This window comes from Arthrobacter sp. D1-17 (assembly GCF_054130535.1).
In genome coordinates this window covers 1,559,503-1,571,594 of record NZ_CP096382.1, presented here as the reverse complement: position 1 = coordinate 1,571,594, position 12,092 = coordinate 1,559,503, and the positions used below count along the sequence as shown (strand labels likewise).

Annotated in this window: 11 protein-coding genes; 3 read left to right on the top strand and 8 right to left on the bottom strand. The window is 63.7% G+C overall.

From position 1 onward, the window contains the following. Nucleotides 1–27 precede the first annotated feature (27 nt). Nucleotides 28–1,755 carry a hypothetical protein gene (locus M1E01_RS07325; RefSeq protein ID WP_457974398.1) on the bottom strand — a complete coding sequence of 576 codons (1,728 nt, stop codon included), beginning with the start codon at nucleotides 1,753–1,755 and terminating at the stop codon, nucleotides 28–30. A gap of 409 nt (nucleotides 1,756–2,164) precedes the next feature. Here M1E01_RS07325 and M1E01_RS07320 point away from each other — a divergent pair, with 409 nt between their 5' ends. Continuing rightward, a complete protein-coding gene (locus M1E01_RS07320; RefSeq protein WP_457974896.1) occupies nucleotides 2,165–3,343 on the top strand; it encodes an AI-2E family transporter in 1,179 nt (392 codons plus the stop codon). Nucleotides 3,344–3,403: 60 nt separating this feature from the next. On the opposite strand, the gene M1E01_RS07315 is transcribed toward M1E01_RS07320, so the two are convergent. Next, on the bottom strand, nucleotides 3,404–4,204 hold the full coding sequence (locus M1E01_RS07315; protein ID WP_457974397.1) for an alpha/beta hydrolase: 801 nt from the start codon (nucleotides 4,202–4,204) through the stop codon (nucleotides 3,404–3,406). A gap of 14 nt (nucleotides 4,205–4,218) precedes the next feature. After that, the gene (locus M1E01_RS07310) at nucleotides 4,219–4,569 is read right to left on the bottom strand and encodes an ATP/GTP-binding protein (protein WP_457974396.1); all 351 of its coding nucleotides are present in this window, start codon (nucleotides 4,567–4,569) and stop codon (nucleotides 4,219–4,221) included. An 85-nt stretch (nucleotides 4,570–4,654) separates the two neighbouring features. Here M1E01_RS07310 and nucS point away from each other — a divergent pair, with 85 nt between their 5' ends. Both nucS and M1E01_RS07300 read left to right on the top strand, forming a co-directional pair. Beyond that, the gene (gene nucS / locus M1E01_RS07305) at nucleotides 4,655–5,350 is read left to right on the top strand and encodes an endonuclease NucS (RefSeq protein ID WP_457974395.1); all 696 of its coding nucleotides are present in this window, start codon (nucleotides 4,655–4,657) and stop codon (nucleotides 5,348–5,350) included. Between the two features lie 340 nt (nucleotides 5,351–5,690). Continuing rightward, nucleotides 5,691–5,894, top strand: a complete 204-nt coding sequence (locus M1E01_RS07300) for a cold-shock protein (protein ID WP_011692441.1) — start codon at nucleotides 5,691–5,693, stop codon at nucleotides 5,892–5,894. 151 nt (nucleotides 5,895–6,045) lie between these two features. Here the strand turns inward: M1E01_RS07300 and M1E01_RS07295 are convergent, their stop codons facing one another. From M1E01_RS07295 to atpD, 5 genes are read right to left on the bottom strand one after another with little or no spacing between them, the layout of a single operon-like run. Continuing rightward, the gene (locus M1E01_RS07295; RefSeq protein WP_457974895.1) at nucleotides 6,046–8,526 is read right to left on the bottom strand and encodes a bifunctional lysylphosphatidylglycerol flippase/synthetase MprF; all 2,481 of its coding nucleotides are present in this window, start codon (nucleotides 8,524–8,526) and stop codon (nucleotides 6,046–6,048) included. 56 nt (nucleotides 8,527–8,582) lie between these two features. Then, complete coding sequence (locus M1E01_RS07290; RefSeq protein WP_457974394.1) at nucleotides 8,583–9,881, bottom strand: alpha/beta hydrolase; 1,299 nt, start codon at nucleotides 9,879–9,881, stop codon at nucleotides 8,583–8,585. 5 nt (nucleotides 9,882–9,886) lie between these two features. Continuing rightward, nucleotides 9,887–10,318, bottom strand: coding sequence for a DUF2550 domain-containing protein (locus M1E01_RS07285; RefSeq protein ID WP_457974393.1), 432 nt, complete (start codon nucleotides 10,316–10,318; stop codon nucleotides 9,887–9,889). Between the two features lie 10 nt (nucleotides 10,319–10,328). Continuing rightward, nucleotides 10,329–10,613, bottom strand: coding sequence for a F0F1 ATP synthase subunit epsilon (locus M1E01_RS07280; RefSeq protein WP_400478670.1), 285 nt, complete (start codon nucleotides 10,611–10,613; stop codon nucleotides 10,329–10,331). 1 nt (nucleotide 10,614) lies between these two features. Beyond that, nucleotides 10,615–12,069 carry a F0F1 ATP synthase subunit beta gene (atpD, locus tag M1E01_RS07275; protein WP_457974392.1) on the bottom strand — a complete coding sequence of 485 codons (1,455 nt, stop codon included), beginning with the start codon at nucleotides 12,067–12,069 and terminating at the stop codon, nucleotides 10,615–10,617. Between the last annotated feature and the right edge of the window lie 23 nt (nucleotides 12,070–12,092).

Here is a 12,092-nt window from a genome sequence, read left to right as displayed (position 1 = left end):
CGGCGGGGTGCTCTCTGCGTCGGGTGCCTACTTGAAGCTGGCTCCGACGAGTCCGCGGGTGGCCGCCACGAGCTTCATCGGGTCCTTCGACCCGGTCGGCGGTACGTAGACGGCCACGGATTCGGCGAAGTTCAGCACCATGCCGGTGGTGGTCTCCTTGCCGCCCGCCAGGACGGCAGCGTCGTTTCCGATCGTCAGCTTGTCACCCTCAGACTTCGGAGTGCCATCGAAGTTGAACGTCAGGCGGCCAAGTACCAGGGCACCGCCATCGGAGGTGCGGAAGACTACGGTGCTGTCCGGCTGCACCTTGTGGGTGAACACGAACTTACCGTTGACTCCGGACTTCACCACGTCGGTCTGGTAGGACAGCGTATCGGCGATGTACGGCGAGGACTGGCCCTCGACCAGCTTGCTCTTGAAGGTTGAGCTCTCCTTGGACAGACGGTCGGCAAGGCCGGCAAGGGCTTCCTGGCCGCTGTACAGCAGACCCGACTTGTCGCCGGGATCGAGGGACTCGGTGCCGTTCCGGGCAATGGACGGGAACGTGGTGCCGGGCTGCAGCGGACTGGTGCCTACGAGCTTGTAGTTTTCCCGGGGGGACTTCTGGGTCAGGGTCAGCAGCTGGGGCACCACGTTGCCCTCGCCCTGCGTGACCGCCAGGACCTGGCGCGGCCAGGCGCGCTTGTCGGTGACGACTGTGGTGAGCAGCTTGGTGGCACGGACGGGCATGCGTGCATCGTACGAAGCCACGCGCGAGCGGATCTTGTAGTTCTGCGTGCGTACCTGCAGTTCCGTTCCTGCAACGCGGCTTGCCAGCTTCTTGGCATCCTTTGCGGCGTCACCGGCATTGGTGGCGCTGGCTACCTGTTCAAGGATCCTGCGGAACTGGGCGTCCAGGAGCACTGGAGCTTCACCGGAGGTAGCGACGGGTGAGGCCGCACCGCCGGTGGCAGCAGGTTCCGGAGACTGGCTGGCGTTGGCTGCAGCACCGGTTCCGGCAAGTATCGCTGCGGTCGAAGCTGCCACGAGGATGCTCAGGCGGGAGGAACCGGTTCCGGATTTCGCAGAGGTTCCGGACTTGGTCGAAGCCGTGGCCCGCTTGGCGAAGAGGCTGCCGAGGGCCGCCTTGGTACCGCCTTGGCCCCCTGCCCCGGGGGTTCCGCGGCCGGGCTTGAGGACCAGCAGGGCCAGACCGGCAATCATAAGCAGCCCGCCGATCACCATCAGCGGAACAGCCCACGGCGTGGAGGTGTCGTTCGGGAAGGTCATCTCGATCGAGGAGGGTGCGGGCTTCGTGCCGTCGGAGGCCAGCAGGAGCGACCACTCGCCGTCGGCCGGTGCCGTCCAGGTGTAGTCCAGTTCCCCGCTGGCGTTTTCACTCGACACCCACAGGTCGGAGCCGGCGGGCGACGGCGCGGTAGCCTCGCCGTCGGTGCGTTCCACCTGCAGGGACTTCTTGTCCTCGGACAGCCCGGTAACAGTGTTGTGCGCCGTCTTGCCCACCCAGGCAGTGACGTCGTCAGGGCGGCCTGCGGCGAGGAGGAAGTTCCCCTCACCCTTGACCTTGAGGGTCACGGTTCCGCCTTCGACGGTCCGGAGCTTCTGGTCGATAACGGTCAGGGGTGCGGCTTCAGCATTCGAGGGAGCGGTAGCCGTCACGGTCTCGGCAGGAGCCCACACCGTCTTCTGTCCGATCCCGGCAAGCAGTGTCAGGAGGCCGAGCAGCACGAGTGCAACTGCAGTCTTGAAACGCAAAGGAGTCCTATCATCAGCGGGGGTTTGCCTTCAATAGTAACCGTTTTGTTACCAATCCCTCAGTCCGGGTCGCGGACTGGGCGCCCGCCGGGCCCCTGCAGCAGCGCAGATCCGGCTTATCCACAGGGCTGCTGATAGTGTTTGCGATGATCATCACATGCGGCCCGAAGCCGCGGCACCACTGACGGAAAAGGCATCAAAAGCAGTGACTGAACACAGGGATCCGTCCACGCGCGGCCCGGAAAACCTGCCCGACGGCAGCTCCCTGGACGATTCTCACGAAGCCCGGCAGCCGACCGCGGCCGAACAGCCTCCGGCGGCCCCCCATGCACCGCCGTCTGACGAGGCTCCGCAGCATCACGCCTCGCAGCAACTCCGCCGAAACGTCCGTGCCGCTGCCCTCGGGTCCGTGCTGAAGCGGCTGCGCCAGCCGATTCCCGGCGCGCAGCCCCGGCTGCGGTTCGAAATGCCCCCCGAGCAGGTGGACAGGTTCGAGGCTGAAAGCCGGGACGCGGACGAGGACGAGCCGTTCGGGGCGCCCGGCCCGCGGATTTCCGCCCAGCATCCCTTGTACCTCGGCTTCATGGGTACTGTCGGCGTCGGCCTTGCCCTGCTGGTCTACTGGATCGGCTCCAATAACACCCAGCTTCTCCTCTGGATTGTCGCAGCGCTGTTCATCGCGCTGGGGCTTGATCCTGTCGTGCGCTGGCTGGAAACCCGCAAGATCCCCAGGCCGGCCGGAATCCTTGTGTCCGTCTCGGTACTGGTCACTGCCGTCGTCGGCTTCTTCGCCACGCTCATTCCCACGATCGTGGAGCAGGTCACGGAGCTCGTTAAGCAGGCCCCGGTGTGGGTCCGGGACTTCGTTGATTCAGAGTTTTTCCGGAGCCTGGACAGCCAGTTCGGAGTCCGCGAGCGCATCAACGAGGAGCTGGACAAGTTCGTCAAAAACCCCGAGGCCATGGGCGGTATCTTCGGGGGCGTCGTCGGCTTCGGCTCGACAGTGGCCAATGGACTCTTCGGCGCACTGATCGTCCTGGTGCTCAGCCTCTACTTCCTGGCCGCACTGCCGGCGATGAAAAAGTGGGGCTACCGTCTTGCCCCGCGGTCCCGGCGCGCCCGGGTCGAGGCGCTGTCCGAGGAAATCAGCCGTTCCGTGGGCAACTACGTGATCGGGCAGGCGGTGGTAGCACTCCTGAACGCCACCTTCGCCTTCATCGTCATGACCATCATCGGTGTGCCGTTCGCTGTCCTGCTTGCCTTTGTTGTGGCCCTGCTGGCCTTCATCCCCCTTGTCGGCGGACTGATCGCCGGCGTCGTGGTCATCCTCATCACCTTGACACTGGGCTGGCAGCCGGCCGTCGCCTACGCCATCTGCTACTTCGCCTACCTGCAGTTCGAGGCGTACTTCATTTCGCCCCGCATCATGCAGAAGGCCGTCGCGGTACCCGGCGCCGTGGCCGTGATCTCCGTGATTGCGGGCGGCAGCCTCCTGGGCGTCCTCGGAGCCCTGATCGCCATCCCCACCGCGGCCGCCATCCTGCTCCTTGTCAAAGAGATCTATATCGTCCGGCAGGACAACCACTAGAAAGCGCGTCCAGGCAGTCTTGCTTGGCGCGCCCTCAGGCGGTGTTGTTTGGCAGCGCTATCAGACTGTTGCCGAAGCCACCGGCCCATTCCATTCCTGCGCCAGCCCCGCGGCGCCCGAACCCTGTCGCGTTACGTCGTCGACAATTTCGTTAAGTACCCGTGCGGCCTGTTTCTCCCCCACCCAAAGGTGCTTGGCGCCGTCGACCCCCACCACGCGCGCCTGCGGCACCAGGCTGAAGCGTTCCGCTGCAGCCGCGGGCCGAAGGTAGTCGTCGTGTTCCGGCACCAGGACGGTGAGCGGCATGCCTGAGGCGGCCCATTGCCGCAAGTGGTCGTCCGTGGCGCGGTGCAGCGGGGGTGACAGCAGGATGGCGCCTTCCACCTGGGAGGCGACTGGCTCCACCGCACCGTACATCAGGGCAAGTTCCGTGCCGAAGGACCAGCCGACCAGCCACCTGCTGGGAAGACCCCTCTCAACCGCAAACCGTACTGCCGCCTCCACGTCGTACCGCTCGCCGATGCCCTCTTCAAAGACGCCGTCGCTGGTGCCGCGCGGTGATGACGTGCCGCGGGTGTTGAAGCGAAGCACCGCCACCCCGGCCAGCGCGGGCAAACGGTACGAGGCCTTCCGGTAAACATGGGAATCCATGAAACCGCCGTGCGTCGGCAGCGGATGCAGTGTAATCAGGGTGGCGCTGATCTCTCCCGATTCCGGCAGGGCCAGCTCGCCCACGAGGGCGTGGCCATCCTCGGTGCGGATTTCGATGTTCTCGCGGCGGGCCGGAAGGACCGTGGCGGCGCGGATGGGAGTGGCCTCTGCAGACTGGTAAAAAACGTACGACGACGGGTCAAAAGTCATGCGTACCAGCTTAGTCAGCGGTAACGGAAGTTGCGCGACGTCCAGCAGTTGGTGTGCCAGTGGCGGCGTTCGGCCAGCCCGGCAGCAGCGCCGAACAGATGGTCGTCTGCCCAGACCACGAGATGGGCGACGCCCGGCAAAACGGCAGTGGAGCAGCCAGGGCAGATGTAGGCTTTCTCGGCCTTGCGGGCGGTCATTGAGCGGACAATCCAGTCGCCGTCAGGTGCGCTCTCACGCCTGGCAACCCCGGCACGCGCCCTCTCAAGGTCCAGTTCAGGGACAGGTCCGGAGCCGTGCTTGCCGCCGGCCTTGCCGGACGACGACCGCCCTGCTGAGGAACGGCGGGGACGGTTCGAACGCGGCATGCTTCCATTCTGCCCCAGCGGCCTCCCCTCCAAGGCCCCGGACCACGTGCGGGAGCGGCAGTGCGGACACGGTAGTGTGTACGGCGTGCGTCTTGTCATAGCCCGTTGTTCTGTTGATTATGTTGGGCGGCTCAAAGCCCATCTTCCTCTCGCCACCAGGCTTCTCCTCGTGAAGGCGGACGGTTCGGTGCTGGTCCATTCCGACGGCGGCTCCTACAAGCCGCTCAACTGGATGAGCCCGCCCGCCACCCTTCGCGTTTCCACACCGGAGGAAGCAGACATTGAGGTCGGTGTGGTGGAGCAGTGGACGGTGCAGTCAGCCAAGACCGACGACAGGCTGATCATCAATATCCACGAACAGCTTCACGATACGTCACATGAGCTCGGCCAGGACCCTGGCCTGATCAAGGACGGCGTGGAGGCCGACCTGCAGCGGCTGCTGGCCGAGCAGATCGAGACGCTCGGCGATGGCTTCTCCCTCATCCGGCGCGAGTACTTCACGGCCATCGGCCCTGTGGACATCCTGGCGAGGGATGCGGACGGCTCCACCGTCGCCATCGAGTTGAAGCGCCGCGGAGACATCGACGGCGTGGAACAGCTGACCAGGTATCTGGAGCTATTGAACCGCGATCCCCTGCTGGCGCCGGTCCGCGGCATCTTCGCAGCCCAGCAGATCAAGCCCCAGGCACGTGTCCTTGCCGCCGACCGGGGAATCGACTGCATCACCCTGGACTATGACGCCATGCGGGGCGTGGACGATACCGAGTCGCGGCTCTTCTGACGTTGTCTATGACGCGATCGCCTCTGCCGGCAGCGCGACTGTATTCAATGCCACTGTAGGCAAGGCGAGTAACTCCGGGTGGCCGGCTATTTACTTTGCATTTTGGCAAAATTTGCCCTGAATCCGCGTTTTGACCGTTGACCAGACCGGGCCGTCATGAAATTCTTAGACCAGTCTTTGTGTAGGTGTTTTTCATGCTCGCAAGACATGTTGCGAGCGCGAAGCTCCTGCAACGCTTTCCGGTCACGCCGGAGGTGTAGGCCAGGAATCTTCTCGCGGAGTAACCAAGACCAGTACGAGGTGTGCTGGCCTTAAAAAGTTCCATTATGAGGAGAAATAAATGGCACAGGGAACCGTCAAGTGGTTCAACGCTGAAAAGGGCTTCGGCTTCATCACCCCGGACGACTCCGATGGCGATGTCTTCGTTCACTACTCCGAGATCCAGACCGGCGGCTTCAAGACCCTCGACGAGAACCAGCGCGTTCAGTTCGAGATTGGTCAGGGCGCCAAGGGTCCGCAGGCCACCGGTGTAACGCTGGTTTAGTAGGCCTTCCTGCACAGCGCTGCCGCTGGCAGCACCTGCTAATAGATGGTCCCCGGTATTCAATACCGGGGGCCATTTGTTGTGCTGCCTGTAATTGCAGGCGCCACGCCATCCTTGGAAATGCCGGCATAAGGGGTCAACCTTTTATTTTCTAGCTCACCAGGGTCTTCAGGAGGCGCGCGCTTTGCCGAATGGAAAGTCCCGGCAGATAAGCGCGGCTCAGGGCGCGCCCTATGGCAGGCAACTGCAGGGGATCCTGGTAGTACAGATAAAGGGTTCTGTACTGCGGCTTGAAACGTGACTTGAACGTGGCCAGAGACCTGAATCCATAGATTGGCTCCAGTGCCCGGCCCACGACGTCAAGGATGCCGGAAAGCAGCTCGGTCACCTGCTCCCGTTCCCCGTCCCCGGAAACAGCGGGGTCTTGCGCCAGCGGCGAACCGGAGAGCGAGATGACCTCCACGGTTTTCCGCAATTCCAGGACGGCGGATGCGATCAGGAACTCCATCACGCCGGGGAAGCCTTCGCCGCGGCGCCGCATGAAGTCCAGCGTCCAGCTCACCACGTGCCCGCGTTCATACGCCGGCAGCCAGCTCGTCACACCGTGCACCACGCCCTGCTTGTCGACGGCGAGGCAGCACAGGACGTCGTCGTCCATCAGCTCGTCGACGCCGCCCAGGGTGAAGCCCATCTCCGGGACCGTTTTCTGGGCTGCCCACTCCTCGGAGACTTCGCTCAACTGGGTCCGCAGCGACTGTGGCAGGCTGCTGTAGCTGCCCCAGCGTGCCTCTACCCCGAGTTTCTTGGCACGGTTGAGCGCGGTGCGGACGTTTTGCCATTCCTTGCCCTTGAACTCCAGTTCGCGCACCGACAGTTTGGTTTCTTGGGCAACCGAAACCCGGGAAAAGCCACGGTCGCTCAGCATGGGCCATAAGCCGTCAGTGCAGGAATAGAAGCACGGAATCAAGGCACGTTCGGAGCAGAAGCGCAGAAAGCCTTCAGCGGCCTCCTCACGCTGGAGGGGATCACCAAAGGGCCCGGCAAGGGTCAGTGCGACGCTGCCATGCTGTTGATACGCAATACCGGCACCTCCGCCGGGCAGGAACCAGTACTTGTTGGGTTCCCACAAAGCCATCCAGGAGAGGGAATCGCCGCCCTGGCGCACCAGCTTCCGGGCCGCCTCCCGGTCCTCCGCCCCCGCGTCGGAATGATCATGGCGTCCCAGCAGGACAATCCAGACTCCTGCCAGCGCAACTATCCAGAAAATGACTCCCGAGTAGGCAAACAGCGCGGTTTCCAGGGCACTCCGGTTTTCGAAAATCCTCCGGTAGAGCCCGGGCAGGGGCACCGGAAGGTACTGCCGCGCCAGTTCACCGGCCAGCACCAGCAGACCCCCGTCCCTCCGCGGGCCGCCGGCGGCAAACCAGGATGCGGTGTAGAGCGAGGCCAGCACCAGCCAGGTCCCGCCCACCGTGAGCACCAGGGCCCGCATGGCCCGCGACGAGGTCTGGATGCGGAAGTGACGGCGGTGCGCCAGCAGCAGCACCACCAGCAGTACCGGAACAGCGACCAGCGGCAGAACGTGCATGAACTTTGACTCCAGCACCGCGGTGTCCTGACCGGATCCGGAACCGGCCATCCGGGCGAAGAGCGCCAGGTACACAGCGGAGAGGGCGGCCACGCTTAGCTGAACGGCAACAGCAATCCAGAGTGCCAGTGTGCGGCCGCGCCGCATCCCGTCGGCGCAGATCAGCAGCAGGATCACCGGCACCACTGCGAGAGCCAGGCCCAGCGGCCCCCCGAGTCCCTGCCTGTCCAGTTCCAGGCAGCCTGCGTCCAGTGTGCCGCCGCAGTTCTCCTCCAACTGGCTCAAAGTGGGCAGCGGGTTGAGGACAACATTGCGCAGCAGGGCGAGCGGACCGGCGGGGCTCCTTGCCGCCGCAGTGAGGATTGGCCCGATGGCGAAGATGGCAACCGTCAAAGCCAACAGGTTACGGGTTTCGCGGCCTGTGGAACGGTGCCGGTGCAGCGTTCCGTGTTTACTCTGGATCCACCATCCTGCGGCGAGGCCCACCAATGCCCCCAGCAGGCCTGCAACGGACTCGGGATGCCCCACATACAGCACCAGCAGCAGCGACGTGGACAGCGCTGCCGTCCGCAACCGCCGCTGCCACAGGGCCGGGAAAAGTCCGCTGGCTGCGAGGGACGCCGCGAGGACAGGTGCGTACGGCCCCATGAGAAGGGTATTGGCCATGGGTCCGAGCCACGGATCACCGGCCTGCTGCGCAAGCTGGGTAATCAGCAGGAAAAGTGTCACAGCGGCAAACTGTCCGCCGAAATAGAACGCGGCCGTCCATACCGGGCCAAGCGTCCTCTCGGCGAGCCCCAGCAGCAGCAGGATCATGAGTGCTGCGCCAGTGTAGGCCGCGGGATTCGTGGCGAAAAACGTGGAGGTAAACAGGGACCACCAGCGGCCGGCCTTGAGGCCCCCGGCATTGACGGCGGCAAAGTCCAGCATTGACTCCGGCGGCCCGGCGAGAAAACTGCCGGTCACGGCACCGGCCGCGACGAAAGCAGCCAGCACGGCCAGCGTCAACGGAGTAGCCCGGAAATGGCGCAGGGTCGCCTTCATAGCCTGTCGAAGCACCCTGGCGAGGGTGTCCCCGCTGTCGGCCCCGGACAGTGCGGTCAAGGCCCGATGCCCCAGCGCGGAGCGAGGAAATCGAGCGCATCCTGCATACCCTTGGACACGGTCTCCCACGAGTGGCCTGAGTCGGCGATGTGACGGACTTCAACCTCAAAGCCGGCCTCCCGGGCGGCAGCCGAGAGCACGTCCATGTAGCCCGTAAACTCGGGGTCGGTGGCTCCAGCAGCGAAATAGACTGCGCTTCCTTCGTACCTGTGTTGTTTCATCAGGTAGAGCGGGGTCTGCGCTTCGAAGGCCTTCGTGTCTCCTCCGAAGGAAGCCTCCACTGTCTTTTCCCGTTCCTTCGCCAGCGCCGGTTCCTGCTCACTGGCAAAAGCGAGGATGGAGGTGTAGAGCTCCGGGTGTCTGGTGCCCAGCTGCATGGCACAGGTGCCGCCGAACGAAAACCCTCCGACGGCCCAGTCTCTGCGCTCCGCACCGACGTCGAGTGTCTTGCTGATCCAGCGGGGCACATCAACGGACAAGTAGGTGTCCGCCTTGGCGATACGGCTGTCCATGCAGAGCGAGTTCCCGGAAGGAGAACCATTGGGATCCACCACCACCACTACCGGGGCCACGCCGTTGTGCCGGGCGGAGAACCTGTCCATATGGCTGCGCAGGGCTCCCCCGGTCAGCCAGTCGGCCGGGCCGCCGGGCTGGCCCGAAAACAGCACCAGCACCGGAAGGGCGGGGCGTTCCCGGCTCTGGTACGCGGGCGGCAGGTAAATATAGGCCTCGCGGGCATCGAAACCAGAGCTTGTGCCTGGAATATCGGCCTTCCTGAGCACCCCTTCGGACGGCAGGCCTTCGGGTCTCGTCCATTGTGCAAGGGGTACCGGCACGGCGCTTCCGGCCTGGCGGGTCAGCCCGGCCTCAAGGGAAGGAATGCGGGCAACGGCTGTTCCCAGAAGGTCACCGACAGTGCGGTTGAGCCCGAAATAGGCATTGATTTGGACGGACGACAGCAGGAGCACCCCGAGCATGGCAGCCGTGGCTGCGGCCCTGCCTTTCCAGCCCGCGGGGACCAGCCTGGTGGTCCAGAGCAGGAATCCGGCCAGAGCAGGCACGGACCAGCCCAGCACCTCACGGGGGAGCTCATCAGGAAACGAGGAAAAGACATAGATCAGGAGCCAGTGAACCACTGCGACGATGACAATCGCCGAGACAATGGCAAGAACGGGCACCAGGGGCCAGCGCTTGCCGCGCCGCCAGAGGAGGTAGATGACACCCGCGGTTCCCGCAGCCCATGCGGCCCAGAAGAGGGGCCCGTCGACGAGCCGGATATCGGCAATGACGTCCACGTCGGCTAGCGCCAGGTGCCGATGCCAATGACCGGACCGGCCTCGAGCCATGAAGAGAGGCCGGTGTACGCGTCAAACTTCATCGCCAGCAGCACATCCTGGCCCTCATACTTGAGTTCCACGATCACGACGTCCGGCTGCACCTTGACCAGTTCGGCCTCGGTGGGCTGCCGCCTCCCGATCAGCTCCAGAGAGCTGCGCGTGAAGCGGTGCTTGGGCCTGACACTGAGCGAGAGCAGCTTGAACCACTCGAGTTCATTGTCCTGATAACGACAAACCCCCATCTGCCAGCTCTTTCCAGCCGTGCAAATGGAGGCGTCCACCGTGCCCAGGGCGCGCCGCAGGTTGAAGCGGCGCACCCCGAAAAGGCACAGCGTAAAAATCAGCAAGCCAAAAGCGGTTGCTATAGCGATGAACGAAAGTGCAGTGGCGTCCATCAAGGTGGTGCTAGCGGATCCCCGCAGTGGCTGCGTCGCCCAGGTGGGCGTTGTCAGCAACAATGACGACCCTGTTGTTGTCGACGGAGAAGAAACCGCCGTCGACCTCTACAGCAATGCGGTCACCGGAGACAGGCTCGATTGCCATTTCACCTTCGGCCAGAATCGCCAGCAGTGGCGAGTGGCCGGGCAGGATTCCGATTTCACCATCGCTGGTGCGGGCCTTGACCATCTTGGCCGCTCCGGACCACACAAAGTGGTCCGCTGCGACAATCTCAACCTCAAGCTCAGCCATATTACTTGGTCTGTTCCTGGATCTTGGCCCACTGGCGCTCAACGTCATCCAGGCCGCCGACGTTGAAGAACGCCTGCTCTGCGATGTGGTCGAGGTCGCCGTCGCAGATGGCCGTGAAGCCCTCAACGGTGTCCTTGATGGAGACGGTGGAACCTTCGACGCCGGTGAACTGCTTGGCGGTGTAGGTGTTCTGCGACAGGAACTGCTGGATGCGGCGTGCACGCGACACGACGATCTTGTCCTCTTCAGACAGTTCATCGACACCAAGGATGGCGATGATGTCCTGGAGTTCCTTGTTCTTCTGCAGGATCTGCTTCACACGGACAGCCGTGGTGTAATGGTCCTTGCCGATGTACTGGGGGTCCAGGATTCGGGAAGTCGACGTCAGCGGGTCAACGGCCGGGTACAGACCACGGGATGCGATTTCACGGGAAAGTTCCGTGGTCGCGTCGAGGTGTGCGAAGGTCGTGGCCGGTGCCGGGTCGGTGTAGTCATCTGCGGGAACGTAGATGGCCTGCATCGAGGTGATGGAGTGGCCCTTGGTGGACGTAATGCGCTCCTGGAGGAGACCCATTTCGTCGGCCAGGTTCGGCTGGTAACCCACGGCAGACGGCATACGTCCGAGAAGCGTGGACACTTCCGAACCTGCCTGCGTGAAGCGGAAGATGTTGTCGATGAAGAGCAGCACGTCCTGGTTCTGGACATCGCGGAAGTACTCCGCCATGGTCAGCGCGGACAGTGCAACGCGAAGACGCGTTCCCGGCGGCTCATCCATCTGGCCGAACACAAGGGCGGTGTCCTTCAGAACGCCGGCTTCTTCCATTTCGACCCAGAGGTCGTTGCCCTCACGGGTACGCTCGCCGACACCGGCGAACACAGAGGTACCACCGAAGTTACGGGCCACACGGGTGATCATTTCCTGGATCAGAACCGTCTTGCCCACGCCGGCGCCGCCGAAGAGGCCGATCTTTCCACCCTTGATGTACGGGGTGAGAAGGTCGATGACCTTGATGCCCGTTTCGAGCATCTCGGTGGAACCTTCGAGGGAAGCGAAGGACGGTGCCTTGCGGTGGATCGGCCAGTAGTCAGAGGCCTGGATTTCAGATTCAGCAACGTCCAGCGGCTTGCCGAGCACGTTGAAGATGTGTCCCTTGACGCCGTCGCCCACGGGCACGGAGATGGGGGCGCCGCTGTCAACAACAGAGGTGCCGCGGACAAGTCCATCGGTAGCCTGCAGGGAGATAGCGCGGACGAGGTTGTCACCCAGGTGCTGGGAGGTCTCGAACGTGATGGTCTTGGTCTCACCGTTGAGAGTGATCTCAGTGGTAAGGGCATTGTAAATCGAGGGGATTGCGTCAGCCGGGAATTCGACGTCGACAACCGGGCCAATGACACGTGCAATACGGCCGGTGGCACCGGACGTTGCGGCTACGTGTTCGGTAGCGGTGGCAGTCATCTCTCTCACTTCACTCAGTAGAT